General features: G+C 59.0%; 14 protein-coding genes. 2 read left to right on the top strand and 12 right to left on the bottom strand.

Annotated elements, in window-relative coordinates; genetic code table 11:
* Window positions 1–10: 10 nt before the first annotated feature.
* The 3 genes from DWX39_RS10965 to DWX39_RS02685 all read right to left on the bottom strand — a co-directional run bounded on the left by DWX39_RS10965 (window position 11) and on the right by DWX39_RS02685 (window position 3,277).
* Window positions 11–181 (bottom strand): hypothetical protein, encoded by a 171-nt coding sequence (locus tag DWX39_RS10965; RefSeq protein ID WP_158561603.1) that lies wholly within the window; start codon window positions 179–181, stop codon window positions 11–13.
* Between the two features lie 61 nt (window positions 182–242).
* Window positions 243–2,270: a KUP/HAK/KT family potassium transporter gene (locus DWX39_RS02690; RefSeq protein WP_117758430.1), complete on the bottom strand. Its 2,028-nt coding sequence runs from the start codon at window positions 2,268–2,270 to the stop codon at window positions 243–245.
* A gap of 158 nt (window positions 2,271–2,428) precedes the next feature.
* Complete coding sequence (locus DWX39_RS02685) at window positions 2,429–3,277, bottom strand: nitroreductase family protein (RefSeq protein ID WP_117758429.1); 849 nt, start codon at window positions 3,275–3,277, stop codon at window positions 2,429–2,431.
* Window positions 3,278–3,490: 213 nt separating this feature from the next.
* Here DWX39_RS02685 and DWX39_RS02680 point away from each other — a divergent pair, with 213 nt between their 5' ends.
* Complete coding sequence (locus DWX39_RS02680; protein ID WP_117758428.1) at window positions 3,491–5,791, top strand: LTA synthase family protein; 2,301 nt, start codon at window positions 3,491–3,493, stop codon at window positions 5,789–5,791.
* Between the two features lie 711 nt (window positions 5,792–6,502).
* Here DWX39_RS02680 and DWX39_RS02675 read toward each other — a convergent pair.
* From DWX39_RS02675 to DWX39_RS02635, 9 genes are all read right to left on the bottom strand, one after another.
* Complete coding sequence (locus DWX39_RS02675) at window positions 6,503–7,201, bottom strand: hypothetical protein (RefSeq protein WP_117758427.1); 699 nt, start codon at window positions 7,199–7,201, stop codon at window positions 6,503–6,505.
* Window positions 7,202–7,203: 2 nt separating this feature from the next.
* Window positions 7,204–7,773, bottom strand: a complete 570-nt coding sequence (locus DWX39_RS02670; protein ID WP_117758426.1) for a hypothetical protein — start codon at window positions 7,771–7,773, stop codon at window positions 7,204–7,206.
* Window positions 7,766–13,243 (bottom strand): hypothetical protein, encoded by a 5,478-nt coding sequence (locus tag DWX39_RS02665; protein ID WP_117758425.1) that lies wholly within the window; start codon window positions 13,241–13,243, stop codon window positions 7,766–7,768. The genes DWX39_RS02670 and DWX39_RS02665 overlap by 8 nt, the downstream gene beginning before the upstream one ends.
* Window positions 13,244–13,246: 3 nt before the next feature.
* Complete coding sequence (locus tag DWX39_RS02660; RefSeq protein ID WP_117758424.1) at window positions 13,247–13,894, bottom strand: hypothetical protein; 648 nt, start codon at window positions 13,892–13,894, stop codon at window positions 13,247–13,249.
* A 95-nt stretch (window positions 13,895–13,989) separates the two neighbouring features.
* Window positions 13,990–14,715: a SipW-dependent-type signal peptide-containing protein gene (locus DWX39_RS02655; protein WP_117758423.1), complete on the bottom strand. Its 726-nt coding sequence runs from the start codon at window positions 14,713–14,715 to the stop codon at window positions 13,990–13,992.
* Between the two features lie 70 nt (window positions 14,716–14,785).
* The gene (locus tag DWX39_RS02650; protein ID WP_255413518.1) at window positions 14,786–15,307 is read right to left on the bottom strand and encodes a signal peptidase I; all 522 of its coding nucleotides are present in this window, start codon (window positions 15,305–15,307) and stop codon (window positions 14,786–14,788) included.
* Between the two features lie 845 nt (window positions 15,308–16,152).
* Entirely contained in the window at window positions 16,153–16,704 is a 552-nt protein-coding gene (gene bilS, locus DWX39_RS02645) for a flavodoxin family protein BilS (RefSeq protein ID WP_117758421.1), read from the bottom strand.
* Between the two features lie 127 nt (window positions 16,705–16,831).
* A complete protein-coding gene (locus DWX39_RS02640; protein ID WP_117758420.1) occupies window positions 16,832–18,691 on the bottom strand; it encodes an ABC transporter ATP-binding protein in 1,860 nt (619 codons plus the stop codon).
* Window positions 18,692–20,554, bottom strand: a complete 1,863-nt coding sequence (locus tag DWX39_RS02635; protein ID WP_117758419.1) for an ABC transporter ATP-binding protein — start codon at window positions 20,552–20,554, stop codon at window positions 18,692–18,694.
* A gap of 215 nt (window positions 20,555–20,769) precedes the next feature.
* Between DWX39_RS02635 and DWX39_RS02630 the strand changes: the two genes are divergently transcribed.
* On the top strand, window positions 20,770–20,958 hold the full coding sequence (locus DWX39_RS02630; protein WP_117758418.1) for a hypothetical protein: 189 nt from the start codon (window positions 20,770–20,772) through the stop codon (window positions 20,956–20,958).
* Window positions 20,959–20,968: the final 10 nt, after the last annotated feature.

Raw genomic sequence — 20,968 nt, 5'->3', positions numbered from 1 at the left:
CCTGCGGTCGTTAGACAAACAGCACGTGCGCGAGCAGGGCGCACACGCACACCGCTCCAAATACCAATGCCACGATCGAAATCACGCGATCGACCATGTCCATGTTGGCCCGATTCGTAAAGAACCGATCTTCGGCGGCGTCGATACCCGCCTCGAGGACGTCGAGTGTCCTTGCATCCATGTTTAACTCCCCGGCTTTAGTTTTGTCCATCGAAAACCAGCTCCATGCAACCCGTCGGCGCCTACGGACGCTCGTTGGGGGCCAGGCGCTGCATCTTGCTCACGGCCTTAAACTTGGTGAACAGCGGCACGTACTCAAAGCTCACGTTGGAGTTCTCCAGGCCGTACCAGCGCGCGGGCGTGCCGGCGGCGCGGCGGATGATGTACTTGAGCGTGATGGCCGTGCGCTCGCTCGGCTCCACATCGCTTTCGGGCGCCAGCAGCTTACGGATCATGACGAACTTGAACGTGCCGATGTTGCCCGGATCCTTATAGACCGAGTAGTCGTGCGTCTGCGACGGCAGCTCGCCGGTGGCAGCCAGGTCCTGAACAACTTGGCGCAGGTAGGCGTTGACGCGTTGGTTAATCTTGTAGCCCAGGTACAGATGCACGCGGAAAACATAGTCGGTGCCGAACGTCTCGACCGAATAGGCAAAGGTATGCGGCTCGTCCATGGTCTCGACATTCACGAACCACCAGGCGCGAGCGCGCTTGGGATGCTTGTCCAAGATCGAGTAGACGATATCACGGTCGATGTAATCGGTATGGGTGTCCTTGGTCAGGTACACGATGTTGTCGCTCAGGCGCTCGTAACGGTCGTCGTCGCGCAGGCGCTTGAGCTGCGGCAGGTAGCTGCGCAGCGGCAGCAGCGTAAACTGGCGCTGCTCGACCGCCGTGCCGTTGTACCAGCACACCATAATGCCCATGATGAGTGCAGCCATGAGGATGGTGAAATAGCCGCCGTGGAAGAACTTGGTGAGCGAGCTCACGAAGAAGAAGCCCTCGAGCAAAAGGAAGAAGGCCGCGAAGATCCACGGCGCGACCTTGAGCTTGCGCTCCTCGTGCAGGTAGAAGAAGAGCAGCAGCGTGGTGCACATCATAGTCAGCGTAATGGCAAGGCCGTAGGCGGCTTCCATATGCGCCGAGTTCTGGAACAGCAGCACCACAATGACGCAGCCGACAAGCATGACGTTGTTGACCATGGGGATGTAGAGCTGGCCCTTGGTCTCGGCAGGGTAGAAGACCTGCATGTGCGGCATGAGGTCCAGACGGCTGGCCTCGGACACCAGCGAGAATGCGCCGGTGATGAGCGCCTGCGAGGCAATGATGGCCGCGACGGTGGAAAGGCCGACGGCAAAGGGACGCAGACCCGGGGTGAGCATCTGGTAGAAGGGGTTGAGGTCGGCGATACCCATGAGCTCGGGGTTGGCAGCGTTGTTCATAAGCCAAGCGCCCTGGCCCATATAGGACAGCAGCAGGCAGCACTTAACGAACGGCCAGGTAGCGTAGATGTTGCCGCGGCCGACGTGGCCCATGTCGGAGTAGAGCGCCTCGGCACCGGTGGTGGCGAGGAAGCAGCTGCCCAGAATCATGATGCCCGCGTGGTTGTTGGGGCTCAACAAAAAGGCGATGCCGCGCACCGGGTTGAGGCACAGCAGCACGGCGGGGTGCTGTAAGACAAAGAACAGACCCGTGCCGCCCAGGAACAGGAACCACAGCGTCATGATGGGGCCAAAGGCGTGACCGATCTTGGCCGTACCGATGCGCTGCACCAAGAAGAGCACGATGATGATGGCGAGCGTAATCGCGACGACGCGACCCTGGTCATCGCCCAGCACGGCATGGACCGCCGGGATGGTGCGCAGGCCCTCGATGGCCGTGGTAACGGTAACAGCCGGCGTCAGGATGCCGTCGGCGAGCAGCGCGGCACCACCCAGCATGGCGGGGATGATAAGCCACTTACCGCAGCGCTTGACCAGGCTGTACAGGGCAAAGATGCCGCCCTCACCATGGTTATCGGCGCGCAGCGAGATGAGCACATACTTGATGGTGGTCAGCAGCGTGACCGTCCACACGACAAGGGAGAGCGCGCCGAGCACGAACTCCTCCGTGACGCTTCCGATGCCGCCGTTGCCGGCAACGAGCGCCTTGGTTACATACATGGGGCTGGTGCCGATATCGCCGTACACCACGCCCAGCGTGACGAGCATCGCCGAGATGCTCACAGGAATCGCAGCGTGCGAGGCTGCCTCCTTGGCCTTTTGTTCCATAAGCCGGTTTCCTCCCAACTTTAATGTTCGAAGGGATTATAGGTAATCGGCCCATGTTTTAATGCACTGTTTTCCCAGCTAGATAAAGATTTATACAGTCTTTAGGCCACCGCGGCGATATGGAATGTGACAAAGGGACGCCCCCTTTGTCGCATTCGTCATTTTCCGAGCCAGTTTTTGAACCACCACTCCATGGAGCGGCTCATCTCGGCCATAAAGGGGCTCGTGTGCTTGCGGGTGTAGATATCCACGACGCGCTCCCCCACCTCGCGGGCGTGCAGGCGAAACATCGCATCCATCTCGGCCACCTGCGCGTCCATGGTCGCGGTATCGGCGCGGCGATAGCGCTCCTCGTGCACCAGGTTCACCACGGGATGCGCGATCGCCGGGCGTTCCTTGCGGGGCGTGCCGATGATGAGCATCGATAGCGGCATGGTATAGGGCGGCAGATCGAGCAGCTCGGCAACTTCCTCGGCGTTCTCCACGATGTCGCCAATGTAGCAGCTCCCCAGGCCCAGGGCCTCGGCGGCAACCACGGCATTTTGCGCGGCGATCACGGCGTCCTGCGCCGCGATGGCAAAGTCGCCTAGACCCGGTGCACGACGGGGCGCCTTGCCCGTGCGCTCGACAAACTCGGGCTCAAAGCAGCCCACGTGCTCAAACAGATCAATCCACTTGGCATAGTCGACCACAAATATAAGTGCCCAGGGCGCCTTGGCGATCATGGGCTGGTGGTCGCACAGGTCAGCCAGACGGTCCAGCGTAGCCTGCTCGCGAATGCTCACGATGGAATACATCATCATGGCGCCCGCCGACGGCGCGCGACTCGCCGCATGCAAAATCGCCGCACGCTGCTCGTCGGTCACCGCCACGGGACGGTCGTCGTCATCACGCGCGAAGGCGCGCGTGGAGGAACGGTGCTCCAACGTGTCCAGCACCGCGTTGCCCGTCGTCTCGACCGGATAGCCACACGTATCCACAGCCTTGGTGCAAACCTGCTCGTCCATCGCCTCATCCTCGCTAATTCTTTAAGAAGCCTTTACGTTTCCGTGTAATTCCCGTCCATTATCGCGCAGGTCGCCACTACATTGCGTCACACCGCCACACGCGCGCGTTAATATGGCTGGTTGTTGTGCGCGGCCACCAATCGCTGCGCATATCTTGGTAACAATCGGGTAAATCCCCGCTTTCGTAGGTTTTAGTTTGTGAGGAGTCTCAGCATGTTCGCTGCCGCCATCTCGCTCGTCGGTCTTGCGGCGACCGTCTACCTTGTCTTGCGCGAGGCCAAGGCCATTTGCGCAAAGTCGGGCACCGTTGCCAAAAGCGCTCTTGGGTGGAGCGTCGCCTTCGGCCTGTTCCAGCTCTTTTTGACCATTTGGGGCGCCATTGGCCTCGTCGCTCAAAACGAGCCGCTCGCCTTTGTGATGCTCATCCTGACCAACGCCATTCTCACCGGATGCGCTTGGGCCAGCATCGCCCGCGACCGCATCGCACCGCGCGTCTTTGCGTTCGCCTCGGCCGACGCTCCCGCCCCCACTGGCAAGCTCGCCCGCCTGCGCGGCGCCTTTGTGGGCAAACCGCTCGTCGCCGCCGTCCTGTGCCTGCTGCTCGCCGGCGTCTTTGCGCTGCTGGGCATGGAGGTCTCGTCCAACCACGACTTTACCTGGGTCTACCCCCTGTGCATCCTGCTCGAGTGGGCCATCATCACCGTGCTCATGGTCGGCCTGTTCTTCCTGTTCCAGCGCCACGGCGCAGCACCGGCCGTCCTAGCCTTTGCCCTCTTTGTCCTGGGCATTGCCGAGTTCTTCGTCATCACGTTTAAATCCATGCCGATCCAGCCGGGCGACCTTTCGGCCATCTCCACCGCCGCCGCGGTCGCCGGCAACGGCTACACCTTCTCGATCTCGCTGTTCTGCGTGCTGTCCATGAGCTTTACCGCCATCGCCATGCTGCTGTGCGAGTACGCCGGCCTGGTCGCGCCGCATCGCCAGAAGGGTGCCGCCAACGCCAAGCGCATGCTGCTCACCAACCTGCTCGTGGCGGTGCTGTGCCTGGGCGGCGTGACCGCGCACGTCACCCTCATCGACTACTACAATACCCTCGGCATCACCGTCTACACCTGGCGCCCGCTCGAGAGCTACTGGCGCGAGGGCTATCTGCCTGCCTTTATTAGTGCAGCGCAGTCCATCAAGCCGCCCAAACCCGCCGACTACTCCGTCGACGATGCCAAGGCCACGCTCAAAAAGTACGCCAAGGCCTACGACAAGTCCGACGCGGCCAAGAGCGACGAGCGCGCCGCCGCAAAGGAGCAATTCGACAGCGAGAAGCCCACGGTCATCGCCATCATGAACGAGACCTTCTCGGACCTGTCCATCTACCAGAACATGCGCGCCGGCTACGAGGGCCCGCAGTACTTTAAGAACCTGTCCAACTGCCTCAGCCGCGGCAAGCTCTACGTGAGTGCCTACGGCGGCGGCACCGCCAATACCGAGTTTGAGTTTATGACCGGCAACTCCATGGCCAACCTGGGTTCGGGCGTGTACCCCTACACCATCTACAACATGGAGACGACCGGGAACCTGGCAGAGCAGTTCAAATCGCTCGGCTATTCCACCACGGCCATGCACCCCAACCACGCCACCAACTGGAACCGCGAGAACGTCTATAAGGATTTTGGCTTTGACCAGTTCCTGTCCATCAACGATTTCCAGGGCGCCGATACCCTGCGCGGCATGGTGACCGACCAGGCTACCTACGACAAGATTCTGGAGCTGCTCGACCAGAACGCCGACCCGCAGTTCATCTTCGATGTGACCATGCAGAACCACTCGGGCTACGACACGGGCCTGCTGCCGGTCGACAAGCAGATGCACCTGAACATCGACACGACCGACCTGGATGCCAAGACCGTCGAGGACGGCACGCTGTCCGATGTCGACGAGTACGTCTCGTGCATCGAGCAGTCCGACCAGGCGCTGCGCTACTTCCTCAACGCCCTGAGCAAGCTCGACCGCAAGGTGGTCGTGGTGTTCTGGGGCGACCATCAGCCGTTCTTCCCGTCCAAGTTCAACGATAAGTGGTTTACCGACGAGGACGACGCCACGCATCAGGAGCGCTTGTGGCAGACTGACTACATCATCTGGGCCAACTACGACGTTGCCGGTTGCGACCAGACGAGTGAGGTCGACGACCTGTCCACCAACTACCTGTCCACCCAGCTGATGCAGCTGATCGGCGCCCCGCTTTCCGACTATCAGAAGGCGCATATGACACTGCGCGAGTCGCTGCCCGCCATCAACTCCGTCGGCTACGAGGACGCCAGCCTGCGTTGGGCGCTTTCCTCCAACGTCACCGGTGACGACGCCGCTGCCGCAGCCGCCACCAAGGCGCGCGAGGATTACGCCAAGATGCAGTATTACGAGATGTTCCGCGACGGCAAGAACGTGTACACCGAGCACTTCCAGACCGAGGCCAACGAGACCGACCCCAACCTGGCACCGGGCACGACCAAGATCAAGTAGCGACTAGCTGCGAGTTCATAACTGAAACGTCTGTCCGGGCGGAGGCATATAAGGTTCCCTGCTCGGACAGTCCTGCGCAAGACGGAGGCCACATTAAGTGGCCTCCTTTGCGTGCGGAACTCGCGATGAACCTTACATTCCGCGTCGCCGGGCAGACGCCTCGGTGTTGAAGCGCGGCTTGTCATGAAAGCATCCGCAACATATATAAGTTGAAGGCCACATTAAGTGGCCTTCTTTATATTCGGAAAGTGTGTCCCGGAATCTGCCTTCGGAATGGGACGCAGTTTCCGCTTGAGGGCCTGTTGGGAAAGCGCATCCCACTTCAAGAGTAAATTCCGGGTCGCACTTTCCGCTAAGGCTCTCAAGCGGAAAGTGCATCCCATTCCAAGCCTTAATTCCGGGACGTAGTTTCCGGACAAGACATCAACCGGAAAGTGGGGACCACTCTGAGCGCCGATTCTGGGACACACTTTTCGAAACCCCGCCCATCCGGAAAGCCCGTCCCACTCCGTATACATCCAGGCATGAAATCATCAGCTTATTAGGCCTTCTATCAATAAAGAGACACCCTCCCGGGCGGCGGGCACGAAGTTCATCGCGAGTTCCGCACGCAAAGAAGGCCACTTAATGTGGCCTTCGTCTTGCGCAGGACTGTAGAGCAGGGAACTTCGTGCCCGCCGCCCAGGAGGGCGTTGCGTTTAGAAGATGGACCTAGCGCTTGTTCCTCCGGGACAAAAGAAGCGCGGCTATAAAAGCGATGATGGCAAGCGCCAGCAACACCAAAAGCAAAGCGAGCGCGTTGTCCCCCGTTGCCGCCAGACCAAGCAAGCCGGGCTTCTTGCTGCCAGCAGGTTGTACGGGGATCTTCTCGCCATCGTCTTCGGCGGTGATTTCCCAGCGAATTGCCTTGTTTGCGTCGGCAAGCTCGTTGCCCACCGACGTCGGGACACTTAGTTGCAAATTGAGTACCGTGCTGCCATCGCTCGTAAACGTTGCGACCTGCGTGGGATAGGCAAACACGCTGCCCGGCGTTCCCGTCTGGAGCCAACCGGCAGACGCATCGGCCGCCGACGCCGTTAGGGTAATGGGCGACAGCAGATGTGCCGTCTCGTGATCGACAACAGCCCGCACAAACACACGTACCTGGGACTTTACACCCGTGGCACGAACCCCAATCTGTTGCTCGCGTACATCGCCGGGCATTAGATCTTTAAAGGCTGGAAACAGATCGGGCTCCCCCGAGGAGTCCGTCGCTCCCGATACCGTTAGCTGGCGTGCATTTCCGTCATAGGCAATCGTGGGAATGTCAGCAAACGCACGTGCAGGAACGGCGAGCGCGATAAGGCAGACGATTGCCGCCATCACGCAATGCAAGAAACACGCAACGTCTTTACGAATCGGAGAGGCCATACTTACGCACCTCCATGCGGCGGCACCAGCACGCCATCCTTGACCGTACAGCCCCATGCCTCTGTAACTGCGTCATCGGGCGTGGACTGAATTGCCTGGGTCGAAATGTCGACGACCAGGTTCTTGCCATCCGCCTTCCTCTCAGTCACGCTCTTGATGAGCACGCCGGTTTTGTCCATCGGCGCAACGGAAGATGTCCAATAGTAGAATCCGTCGGACGCGGCAACCCAAGACGAGGCGCTGTTGGAAGCAGACGCATCGGACACGTTGCCCCACTCAATAACGTAGTCCGTTCCCGCAACCGGCTCATCCCACAGGCGCGCGCCATCCTGGTCCTGCCAGTAGATATCCACCGCAGCACGCAGGTATGCCGGAGCCGAGCCCTTGTTTGTAATCGTGACGTCACTCTTCACGTTGCCATTGAGCTTCTCGTCTACCGAGGGCGCCACCGAACCAAAGCCAAACTCGTTGACCAGCACGCCCGTAACCGAAAGCCAGGCAAAGGTGCCGGCAGCGCCAGCCAAAAGAAGAACGCCGACAAGGAGGGCGACGATTTGCTTGCGCTTAGTCATCCTGGTCCTCCTTCTTCAGCGTGCCGTTTTCCCAAACATTCTTGGCACGCGAGCCACCATCGACCCATTTGTCCTTCGCGCGCGTGTTAACGCACGTCACCACCGCATCGCCCGCGCTCGAGGCAGACGAAATCGTCAGCTCGGCAGATTTGCCGGGCGCCTTACCAGGCGTGCTCAGCTCACCCTGGTAGCGCCATGCCCAAGCCGTGTCTTCCTCGACGGTATAGGTGCCCGCCGGAGCGGCGAACTGCACGCTGCCGACATACCAGGTCTCACCGTTTTCCGGCTGTTGCTTATCGACCTTCACCTCGACCACGCGCGTCTCGGGAGAGGCTCCCTCCGCCGTCTTCGTCACCTTAAAGCGGAACGTCTGTCCCATAGCGCTGGCATCGGTCGTCTTTTTAACGATCGTCAGCGCATGAGTCTGGGCAAAGTTGAACACGGCTTTGCCGGGGCCCTGATCGCCCTCGCCCGTCTTCTTGGACTCCAGACGGTTGGCCAGGTCGAACGAGCCGTCACCCGAACCAAGGCTGTAGAGCGAGACAAACTTGCCGTTCACAGGCTTTTCCGCCGCAGAAACGCCCTCTGCACCAGGGCCGTAGCTTGCCTGCGTTACCGTAACAGTCAGTTGCGTCCCCATAAACGGCTTGGCAAAGCAGACCTTAAACGGCGCATTGTCGGCACTGTCACCGACGGTGTTGGCCGCGGCGGGATCGAGCAGCCACTTAAGCTGCGCGGTCATAGTTACGGGGCTCGCGGGATCAGACGTATCGTTGGCAACCACGCGATACGTCACAGGATACAGGTCCATGTCACCCTTGACTGGCTCGCCCTTGAACTCATCCCAAGACTTTGCAGTGCCATCGGCACCCACATATCGCCACTCCAAGAAGAGCTCGCGCTTATCGCCATTGGCAGCAGCCTGTTCATCGAGCAGCGCGACGATCTTGGAGTGGGCGTCCGGGTCGTACGCCACGGATTTTTGCTCCATCACAGGATTGCCGTTGTCGTCATAGACCGGGTTGCCGCTCTCATTCACCTTGGGAACATCGACGTTATGGACAAAGCCAGCGCCCGTCGCGCGCTCGTCGCTCGAGTCGACCGTCGCCGTAAAGATGACCGACCCGTCGACACCGTGATAGCGCACCTTATACGGCGCGGTCTTGTACACCGCGGTGTAGGCCACGCTCTCAAAGGGCTCGCTGCCCTCGAGGGGATACTTCTCGCCATCGGTCAACAGGGTGTATTTGCCATCGGGTTCGTAGTCGCGCGACCAGCCAACAAAGTCGTACTTGGTGCCGTCTATGCCGACAACCTCGGTTGCGGCTTTTACCTCCAGCGAAATTTGATCACCAGAGTCGGTGCGCGAAAGATAACGCACGGAACCGCGGTTATCCAGATTGTCATCGATATTCGATTGGACACGTACCGCGCTGGCACGGTAGACCGGATACAGCTCCATGGGTGCCTTGACCACGGTGTTTTTATTCACCATGGAAACGCCGTCCGACCAAACGACATAACCGCTGCCAGCTACCGGCTTAGTTTCCGTCCAGCCCACGAAGGCATTGTATGCGTTCGTTGCAGCATCGATATCGCCGACGTTATACGTTGGCAGCGGGATGCCGTCCTTAAGGCTGCCGAGAGAATCGCCCTGCTGGGCTACCTTACCGTCCACATCCCTGGCATTGAGATGGTACACAACCGCCAACGGCGAATAGTACGCCACAAATGTATAGGTCCCGCCGGGCTCCACCTGATAGGAATATGAGTTACCGTCGGCAGAATCGAGCTCCTTGACCTCACCATTCGGAAGTTCGACCTCGACCTTATTTAGCTTATATAACTCGCCGCCGGACTTGTATACCGTCGTTTCGATATCAGGGGTCACCGTTGCCGTGGCAGGATCGGTGTCCACATTGAGATTAGGGGTGATGTCATACCTAGGAACATTCACCTCGGAAGTACCCTTAAAACCGGCGCGATACAGGTTGGTGGTGTACCTAACATCGTACTTCGCGTACACCGGATAGGCATCCTGCCACTGGGTGACCTTAAAATCTGGTTTCACCAGATACGGTTCGGCCTTATCCGGGTCAGAAGTGGTGAAGGAATCGCCCTCGACATCGTAGATATACTTCCAGACGTCAGAATCCCTCTGGACCTCGGCGGTCGAAATCCAGCCCAGGAACTTATAGCCCGGCACGGCCATGTCGGCATCGGTCGGGGAAGCTTCGAGGGTCAGGGGGCTCTCATACGATCCCTTCTCACCATCTTCTGGCTTTTCGGCCACTTTAACCGACTTATTAACATGCGGGTAGTAATACGTGAACGTCGGATCCGCCCCGTTCACCTTGGTCTGCAGCAAGTTACTCTCATAGCGCCGCGTGGCAGTCCTCACGACATTATCGCCCTTGTTGTAGAAATTAACGTCCGTGGTAATCATCGCGCGAACGTAGTACTTCTTATCTGTACGCACCATGCTCTCGATGGGATTTTTCACATATGTCCAATATTCACCATCGCGCTCAAGCGTCCAAAAATTCAGGCGATAGCGATCATTCACCGGTTTGACCGTTACGTTCAGCGAAGCCGGAGTCCAAGTATCGCTTAGCGTTGCAGCGCCTGGAAAATCGGTATCGGCATAGAGGTTTTTTAGAGTATCGGCTCCCGTATCGTTTTTAACGTTGTGCGAGTACGCGTTAAGGGGACTCACGACAAGGGTTTCCTTCGTGAAGCGCGTGCCACACGTTTCATAACTATCCTTTATACCGTGGTCAACATGCTCCGGGCCCCAGTGGACGACGTTTTCACGCACGAAGGTACTACCGACGTTTTCCTCAAAGGGCGTTTGATAGCGATTCCAAACGGAACAAAGTAGCTTGCTGTCCGTAAACTCATGGTTGGTATAAGCCCGAACGTAATAATCCACTCGGCACTCAAAGCGGGCGATGTAGGTATGTGGCACAGTTAGATCGACATCGGCAGGGAGTGTGTAGCTGGGGTCACGGCTTACGCGCACCTCGACCTGGGACCCATCGGCGGCCTGCTTGTTTTCATACCAACCCAGGAAGCGGTAGCCGTCGGGCAGCGCACCGTCCTCAGATAAAGGTTTGTTGTCCACGTCGCACACCTGCACCGTGTACACACCGGTGCCATCCTCGGCAGTCTCAACCTTAACGACAGTTTTGCCCACGCCCGCGCGCTGGGTCTTATCGTCAAGCTCATCCCGCTCATTGCCCTCAAACACCGTCATGATGTTCGACACATAGTCGGTGTACACCGGATAAAAATCGGTAGGGCCAAGCACAGTGATCTCAGCGCCGGCAGGATAGAACGCACCGGCGTTTTTTAGCTCGGCAAGCTCAGGCGAGGTAATGGCCGCATAGCCGCCATGCATCTCGGCCTCACCGCTCGGCTGCGTCGTCCAACCAATAAAGGTGGCGCTGGCAGATAGAGCGCCGCGGTCCGCAGGGGCAACCGGCGTTAAACCGACACCATAGCGGTACCAATCCGTCGACTTGTCGTGCGCCTCGCCGCTCTGCCACGAGAGCATCTCACCCTTGACGTTATAGAACAGCACCTGCGCCTCGTACGAAGCGATAAACAGGTCATTGCCCTTAAAACCGTCGACCCCCTTGGCATTATCGGCGGTATAGGTCGACGTATGCTCGTGTGCCTCGCTCTTCTGGACCTGCTTGCCAGCAGCCACAGCATCGGCATCGGTCTTGCCGTCAAACCAGCTGTTGTCTTGTCCAATTCGATTCACACGCACATCGGACTCGCGGAACCAGCCCATGAAGCGATAACCGCCGTTGGCATCGGTCAAGCCCTTGGGCTTTGCGGAGGTATCCTGCCCAAACGTCACCGATGTATCGCCCTGGGCCAAGCCCTGAGCCGTTCCCGCCAGCACGGCGCTCACGGCAAAGGCGTACGGATCCGAGGTCTTCTGTTCAATACCAAGTTTGGTTGCCTCGATGGTCGCGGTACCCGCACCGGGAAAATCGATCGTCGCCTTAACGCTCTGGCCATGCACAGGAATATTCAGCTTGTAATCCATCGCCCACTCATTGAAGTGCGAGCCACCCAAGGCCCCGTTGTTAGCAGTCGAGCGCTTGGTGCCGGCACAAAAGTCGTAGTCGTGCTCTTCCCACAGCTCGCGCGTGGTGTAGCGCTCGTCATCCCATGGACCATAGCCATCACCCTTGGTGGTGCCATCGCCGCCAAACGAGGGGATTTTCTTTTTGGCAGGGTTGCCCTGGCTGTTGCCAGAAAGGCTCACGCTCGGCTTAAAGTAGCACTCGGTGACCGTGGCATCATCCTTGTTGGCACGCGCGGCAATGCCGCCCAGGTTCACATCGTTTTGAATGATGGGGATCACGGCGATGGGATTGTACTGACGCGAGCTCAAGTCACCCGCAAAATGGCTTCGAACGAGCTCGTTGCCCTTTTCGGTTAGAATACGACCCGCCAAGCCACCCGTCCACGCGCGCGTCACGGCGACGACGCCCACGTACGACGCGGCATAGCTGTAGCACTGCGCCGTCGAGAAGCAGTCGATAATCTTGGCCTCGCCCGCCATGCAGCCCACAAAACCCGAGGCGTACACGTTGTTGCCGCCCAGGGCGCCAATGGCCACGTCGTACTTATTGGTGACGTCGGTCATGCCCTTCTCGGCAATCGAGCCGTCGTCCTTACGCGTCGGCGTCACGCGACAGTACTCGATAGTCGAGTTCTTAACGTAGCCGGCAAACGCCGCCATATACAGACCCTCACCGCCGAGCGCCTGCACGCCCGAGGTCGCATTGTTGACGGCACGGCCGCCACGGACCTCGCAGTTGTAGAGGGTGCAGCCGTCGAGCTCGCCGGCGATGAGACCGCCCTCAAAGCCTGCGTTGGTAATGAGGTTGAGAGCATTGTTGGCGCAGGTCACGTGCAGCGTGCTCTCCATGACCATAACGTTTTCGAAGCGCGTTTTGACGGCCTTGCCCACGATAATGCCACCGCGGAAGTCCGCCCACACGTTGGCGTCCTTGACCAGGAAGTTTTTGATGGTGGCACCGTTGGTCTCGGCAAAAAATCCCGTATCGCGCTCGGGGTCAAAAGCGTCTTTATCGTAGCTCAGGCCCTCAACGGTGTGGTTTTGACCATCGAACACGCCCTTAAACGGATGCTCCTTGTTGCCAAACGACAGATGCTTAACGGTGTGCGAGACAATGGTCTTCATGTCGTCATCATTAAGCACGATATCGTTATCGAGATAAACGCGCCAGCCGGACGTATCGCGCTCACGCGAAAGCGCCACGTACACCAAAAAGTCGTTCGCGTTTTTGATGTGGTATTCGTTTGTGTTCTCGGGCACGTCCTCGGCATGCACCACCGTTGGCAGCGCCATAACGCAGCAAAGGGCAATCGCCGCGACGGCAACTAGCCTGCTAAGCACGCCCCGGTTCATGTTCTTGATCTTCATAGGCTAGTTCGCCTCCGGCCAGCCCGCGACGTCAAGCACGTCGAGGACGGTATCGCTTGCCTGCTGGTTTTTGGCCTGCACGGCCTGAACATCGATATCGAGCCTGAATGAGCCGCCGCGCGCGGCATCGTGGTAGTCGCCCACAAAGCGCAGCGAGTCCATGAGGCTTTCCGTCATGGCGCCGGGGTCGAGCGTGCCGCCACGCCCGGCCAATCCGCGGTAGTAGTACCACCCATCGCCGCCATCGATCCACGGGGACCCCTCGCCTGCGTTCACATGAAACGCAACGCTGCCCGAAGCATCCGCGCTCGAACCGTCGGGCGCCACCGACGTCATGCGCAGACGCGCGCGAACGTACTCAGGCTGCGTTCCAGCGTTCTCCACGCGCACAATGCGGCTGATATCAGAGCCACTGGCCTTGGTGTCGGGATAGTCCCCGTGCTCGTTGGGCTCAAACGGAATCTCCTCGCCCTGTTCGTTGAGGGTGTATTCGCAGACTCGTACCTTCACGCTGCCAAACGATAGAACGTTGTTCACCGGAACCATATCAACGGTAAAAGCCAGCGTGCCGCACAGGCACGCCAGGGCCAACAGCGCCATCGCGGCAAGCGCCAAGGTGCGTTTCTGATTGTCGGAAAGATTGTTGAGCATTACGTTCGCCAATCGTCGATCAAAGGGGGACCGAGATCCCGGCCCGAAAATGGGGATGGGGAGCGGGCCGGGATCTCGGTGGGGGGGGGGTGGGGTTACTGCTTGGTCTGAGCCCAGGCCTTGGCCTGAGCAACGGCGTTGTCCGCTGCGTTGGTGGCGCCATCAGCCTGATCAGCACCGAAAATAAAGGCGGAGACAGTAATCTCAGGCTTAACGCCATCACCCGAGACAACGTCATCGCTCTTCATTGCACCGGGGATCATCACCTGGCTAAAGAGCTCGCCAGTGTAGACATCCTTAGCTGCTTCCTTGGCACCCAAGGCGACGGGACCGTTCTCGGCACCCTTGGCGTACATGAACAGACCGCTTACGTACTGTCCCTCGGTGCCGTTCGTCGTCACCTGTTCAGCAGAAACCGGCTTCCAGTTCGCGTTGAGCGTAAAGTAAGGAGTGCTCGCAAGACCTGCACTATTCTTGACCACGGCGTTCTTTACATAGATGAACACAAAAGCGTCATCGGAACCGTTTTTAATACCAACGTTCGGGTTCTTGCCCATCGGAGAGCCCGGAATCATCTTGTGCTCCGCGCTGGGGTCCCACTTGGTCTCGAACAGATAGGCACCGCCACCAGCCTCCGTGCCAGGCTGCTCGGGGTTTTCCGGATCAGGCTTCTTATCGGGAGCCTCGATTTTTCCAATCGTAAACACGTTGTGCAGGTCGGCAGTAGCCGTCAGCCATGCATAGGTACCCACGCCGGCGGCCAGCACCAACAGCAACAGGGCGGCAATGATGCCGTAGCGCTTTTTCTTCTTGTTTTCCATCGTTCTCTTCCTTTCGAGAATCGTTTTCCCCGGCAACGGCCCCTACCGCCGCCGACGCTTTTCCCTGCCGCTATGAACGCCGCTCCCTCGCATGCACGCGGGTATGCTTGCCCGCAGGCTCGTCTGGAACCATCCGATCGAGCACTATCGACGCCGCGATCAGCAGCGCCAGAACGGCCACCACAACAAGCAAACCGGGCATCGTCGTGCAATATGCGTTGACGAAGCCCAGGTAAGGGACACAAAAAGAAACAGTGCCGATAACACTCGAAAAAGGCGTCTGCTCGGCATCGTGCATGATGCTTCCGTCTGCATTTTTGTTCGCAATTCCCTGCGTGCCGATCATCTGCGCCACAGGGTCGATCTCGTACACCTGGTGCGTCACCACGGCACCGTCCGATCGGTAAAAGGTTGCATTGTCACCCACGGCAATATCCGTTGGATCAACTTGGTGAACAAACACCATGGAGCCAACGGGTAGCTCGGGCTCCATAGAACCCGAAAGCACTGCATAGGGCGTGTATCCAAATGCACGAGGGACAAAAGAAACAACGGCAAGAGCCATGACGAGCGCAATCGCCAAGCTACTCAAAAGTGCAATAAATCGTTTGAGTCTACGCGCCGTCAAAGTGATAATTCACACCCCTTGAGGACCTATTCGACCCATCCAAAGGTCAGCAAGTTTCAACAGGAACCGCAAGGCGCTTGAAAAGTGAGTCCGAAATAAGCCAATTTGGAATCTTTTCGTAATAAAAACATAGCGATGTGCTACACATTTTTCAATGTTTTATCGCTAAATGCTACTTATTTTGGCGTAAGTGGTCATTTATCCCCAAATTAATCTGTTTTATCCAATATCTGTGACTAACCCCCTACGCAACTTCCCCATAGAGGAATCGATTTTTTGCGAAACTAAAATAATGGTACCCCCCCCCACATTAAAAATAATTGCTGGAAGTGCCATTTATTTCCGACCCCTTTTACTGGAGTTTTATGACAGCCCCATGTAGCTCGCAGCCCATAACCCTCTGAAAACCGTGTCCCAGAATTCGCTTGCGAAATGGGATGCGGTTTCCGCTTGTGGCCCCGTTGGGAAACCACATCCCACTCCGACTACAAATTCCGGGTCGCACTTTCCGCCAATGCCCTCAACCGGAAACGGCATCCCATTTCTCGACCGAATACTGGGATGTAGTTTCCACAGAGCTCTTCAACGGGAAACCGCATCCCATTCCAAAGGCAAATTCCGGGACGCATTTTCCGAAACCCCACCCATCCGGAAATCCCATCCCACTCCGCACACATCCGGGCATAGAGCAATCAGCTTATTAGGCCTTCCATCAATAAAGGGGCGCCCTCGTGTCATGAAAAAAGCCCCGAGAATTTCGAGGCTTTCACATTTGTATTGTTTTGCACGAAGGACCACGAACGGCGAAGCTACTCTCCCAGCACGGCCTTCTTGGCGGCTGCAGCCATGTTGTCCAGGTCTTCCTTGGTGGGATGGTCCTTCGCGGCAACCCAGTTGTCGAGCAGCATCTTAAATCGGGCGTTTTCGGGATCTTGCTCGAGCATGGCCTCATAGCGCTGCTTAACCGCGGGACCCATCTTGCCCTGGCACATCGCCCAGCCCGCAAGCTCGGCATCCTCGGCCAGATTGGAAGTTACGCGGTCGACAATCTGCTGGTAATAGCTCTGGTCGGCCCCAAAGCCGCAGGTGCCAAACAGGAACACGCGCTTGCCGTGCAAGGCAGAGAGCAACGCCGCGACCGAAGGCGTGCACGCGCCCTTGTCGCACCAAAAACCGACGAGCACCGTGTCGGCCGCGCAGGCGCCCTGCGCCTCGAGCGCAACCTGATCTGCATCCGCATCGTCGCTCAACGCCGCGGCATGGACAAACTCAACGCCCGCAGCCTGCAGAGCGCGCTTGATCGCGCCCGAAACCATCCTGGTATTACCGCTCTTGCTGTTAACCACCAAAGAGCACGTCATAGTCACGTTGCCTCGTTTCCCCCAAAACTAAAGCCACTAATGCAATTTATTAGATGAATATCTTAGTACTAACGTGACAGATGTAAACCACCGTCTGTCGATTGATTAATTTGCCCCACGGGCTTCCTCACTGGGCGAATTGGCTGCGGTAGAGCTCGGCGTAGAAGCCGCCTGCCGCGAGCAGTTCATCGTGCGTGCCGCGCTCGATAATCTCGCCATCGCGCATTACCAGGATGCAATCGGCGTTGCGAATCGTCGACAGGCGGTGTGCCACGACAAAGCTCGTGCGGCCGGCCATGAGCTCGTCGAATGCCGCCTGCACCTGCAGCTCGGTACGCGTATCGATGCTCGACGTTGCCTCGTCCAGCAGCAGAATCGCCGGATCGGTGAGCATGACGCGCGCGATGCACAGCAACTGTTTTTGACCCTGGCTAAACGTGCCGCCGTCCTCGCCGATCACCGTATCGTAGCCGCCTGGCAGCTGCACGATAAACTTGTGCGCATGAGCGCGCTTGGCGGCCTCGACAATCTGCTCGCGCGTGGCATCGGGGCAACCGTAGGCAATGTTTTCGGCCACCGTGCCCTCGAACAGCCAGGTGTCCTGCAGCACCATGCCAAAGGCGCGGCGCAGGCTCGCACGCGTGTAGTCACGCGAGGAGCGACCATCGACCGCGATGCGCCCAGCATCGATATCGTAAAAGCGCAGCAGCAGATTGATGAGCGTCGTCTTGCCACAGCCCGTGGGACCGACGAGGGCAAAGCGCGTACCGGGTTTGGCCTCGATGCAGATATCCTGCAGCAGCTTGCGGTCGGGCGCATAGCTAAAGTCCACGTGTTCAAAGGTCACCTCGCCCTGCGGGGCGACAAGCTCCACGGCATCCGCCGCGTCGGGCTCCTGCTCGCGCGCATCAAGCAACGCAAACATGCGGCGCGCCGAGGCGTACGCGGTCTGGATCTGCGTGATGACGTTCGTGACCTCGTTGAACGGCTTAGTGTACTGGTTGGCGTAGGACAGGAAGATCTGCACGCCGCCCACCGTGAGCGCCGCCGGCACGCCCGTGATCACGCCCACGCAGCCGATCACGGCGACCACAGCGTAGATGATGTTGTTGATAAAGCGCGTACCGGGGTTGGAAAGCGAACCCATAAACTGCGCGCGCTCACCTGCCGTATACAGCTCGGCGTTGAGGGCATCGAAGCGCTGCTGAGCGCTCGGGCCGTAGGCAAACGCGTCCACGAGCTTTTGCTCGCCCACATACTCCTCGATATGGCCGCCGAGCCGGCCTTGAATGCGTTGCTGGGCTGCAAAGCTCTTGTTGGAGAGCCTTGCGATGGCGCCGGCCGCAAAGATGGAAAGCGGCGTGACGAGCACCACCACGAGCGTCATGGCCAGGTTAATGGAAAGCATAAACGCGAGCGTACCGACGATGGTGATGACGCCGGTAAAGAGCTGAGTAAAGCCCTGCAGCAGACCGTCGCCCACCTGATCGACGTCGTTGACCACGCGGCTCATGAGGTCGCCGTGGGCATGGCTGTCGATAAAGCTGAGCGGCATGCGGCTGAGCTTGTCGCTCGCCTCCACGCGCATGTCGCGCACCGTCTCGTAGGACAAGCGGTTAACGCAATAGCCCTGCAGCCACTGGAAAACCGCAGCACCTACGACGACAATCGCGAGCTTGGTGACAAGCGGCAGCAGCGCATCGAAGTCCACCTGGCCCGTCGCGACGATGAGGTCGATGCCCTCGCCGATGAGAATAGGTGTGTAGAGCTGCAAGATCACCGAGATGGCAGCGCTCACAAACGACGCCGTAAACGAAATGCGATGCGGACGGACGTAGCCCAGCAGGCGGCGGGTCACCGCGCCCACGGGATAGCGCTCGGGGTCGCCGGGCTGGCGCGGACCGTCTCCCAGGTCGTTGAGGTTATCATTACCGGACACGTTGGCCGTCATCGTGGCGACCGACCCGGAAGAAGTGTACGGATTCATTTAGCAGCCCTCCTTTGCGCAGGCGGATGCAGAGGCGATTGGGGCGGGCGTGGCACTTGGGGCGGACGCGGACGCGGCACTCCCCTGCTGGCCCTCGAGCTCCTCGCGGCGAAGCTGCGACTGGCAGATCTCGCGGTAAAGCTGACAAGTCGCATACAGCTCGTCGTGCGTACCCAAGCCCGCGACCGAACCGTGGTCAAGCACGCAGATCATGTCGGCATCGCGCACGGTCGAGACGCGCTGGCTTACGATGACGGTCGTCAGCGGCAGCCCACCCTCGGCGGCACCGTGCACGTTACGCTCGCGGATGGCATGGCGAAGCGCCGCATCGGTCTTAAAATCGAGCGCCGAGGCGGAGTCGTCCATGATCAGAATCTGCGGCGAGCCCACCAGGGCACGCGCGATAGTCAGGCGCTGGCGCTGGCCACCGCTAAAGTTTTTGCCGCCTGCCTCGACCGGAGCATCCAGGCCCTGGGGCTTGTTGCGCACGAACTCGCTGGCCTGCGCCATATCGAGCGCCGCCCAGAGCTCCTCGTCGGTCGCCGACTCGTCACGCCAGGTCAGGTTGCCGCGGATCGTGCCGCTCACCAGCGACGCGCGTTGCGGGACGGTTGCGACCACATGGCGCAGCTGATCGAGCGGCCAGGCACGCACGTCGGAGCCCATCACGCTCACGCTGCCGGTGCTCGCATCGTACAGGCGCGAGATAAGCGAGGCGAGTGTGGACTTGCCGCTGCCCGTGCCGCCGATAATGCCGAGCGTCTTGCCCAGTGGGAGTTCCAGGGTCACATCGTTGACGGCATTTGCCGCGCCCGCGCCAAAGGAGAAGCTCGCATGGTCAAAGCTCAGCGCGGGAACTGGGGCGGCATTGCCCGGCTTGGGCAGCGCGACCGGCTCGTTGCCCTCGTCGGTGATGCTCGGCACGCAATTGAGCACCTCGTTGATACGCGACGCGCTGGCGCTCGCCTTGGTAAAGACCACGACCAGGTTGGCGACATACACGATGGAGGTCAGGGTCTGCGTCATGTAGTTGACGAACGCCATGACCTGGCCCTGTGTGAGCTCGCCCACGTTGACCTGGACGCCGCCCACCCACAGGATGGCGCACACGCCCAGGTTCATCACCAAAAACGTGACGGGATTAAGAATCGACGAGAGCTTGCCCACCGCGATGGCGGTATGCGCCTGGTCATCGGCTGCCTGGGCAAAACGCTCACGCTCGTGATCCTCGCGCACAAAGGCTCGGACCACGCGGGCGCCCGAAAGCCCCTCGCGACAGATGAGTGCGATGCGATCGAGCTTTGCCTGCAGCTGCTTGTAGTACGGGATGCAGCGCGCCATGACAAACCAAAACACCAGGCCGATGGCGGGCGTGCAAATCAAAAAGATGATGCCGAGCTTAAGGTCGATGGCAAGGGCCGCGACCATGGAACCCACCGCCAGGAAAGGCCAGCGGATGAGCATACGCACGCCCAGCGCCACGGCGAGCTGTACCTGGTTGACGTCGTTGGTAATGCGCGTGATGAGCGACGGCGTGCCGAAGCGGTCGAGTTCGGCATAGCTCAGCTTATTAATGTGCTTGTAGAGTGCGCCGCGAATGTCAGTACCCATGCCCTGCGAGGTGAGCGCCGCCATCTTTTGGCAGACGAGCGTAAACGAGATGCCGATCACAGCCATGGCGGCGAGCACCATGCCGTAGTGGACGACGGCACTCACGTCGTGCGCACCGATACCTTTATCGATCATCTGGGCAATCACCGGCGGCGTAAGCAAGTCAAAGATCACTTCGATCAACTTGCACGCAGGGCCAATCACCATATATCGGCGAAACTTGCCACCAAAACGCCTGAGCAGCTCAATCATAGAAGGCGCTCCCTATCATCATTCACACTCAATTCGAATCATGATAGTACGGTGAGCCCAAAAGAAGCGTAAACAACTCGTCATTTCTAATGGGGTTCGGTTTCCAAAGAAGCGGAGGGGCACGTGCACACCCAGCCAGTGTCGGGTCGACTAACTTGGTATACTTACCTTAGTGCTACCAAGTTAGTCGCCGACCCTTGAAATGAGGTGCCGAGATGAACGACATTCTCGCAAGAAGAGCAAGACGAGCAACTGTGGGCATCGCCCTTTCCGCGGCACTTGTCGCGGGAATCGCCCCCGCAACGGCAATCGCGGCAGAAACCAGTTCCCCCACCGGTGCAGTTGCCTTGCAGACGAAAGATGCGACCGCCGCAAAAGAAAAGGCTCTGTTAGACCAGAATTGACATTTAGCAC

The sequence above is a fragment of the Collinsella sp. AF19-1LB genome, from assembly GCF_003459655.1.
GTDB lineage: Bacteria > Actinomycetota > Coriobacteriia > Coriobacteriales > Coriobacteriaceae > Collinsella.
This window is presented reverse-complemented; position numbering and strand designations above follow the sequence as displayed.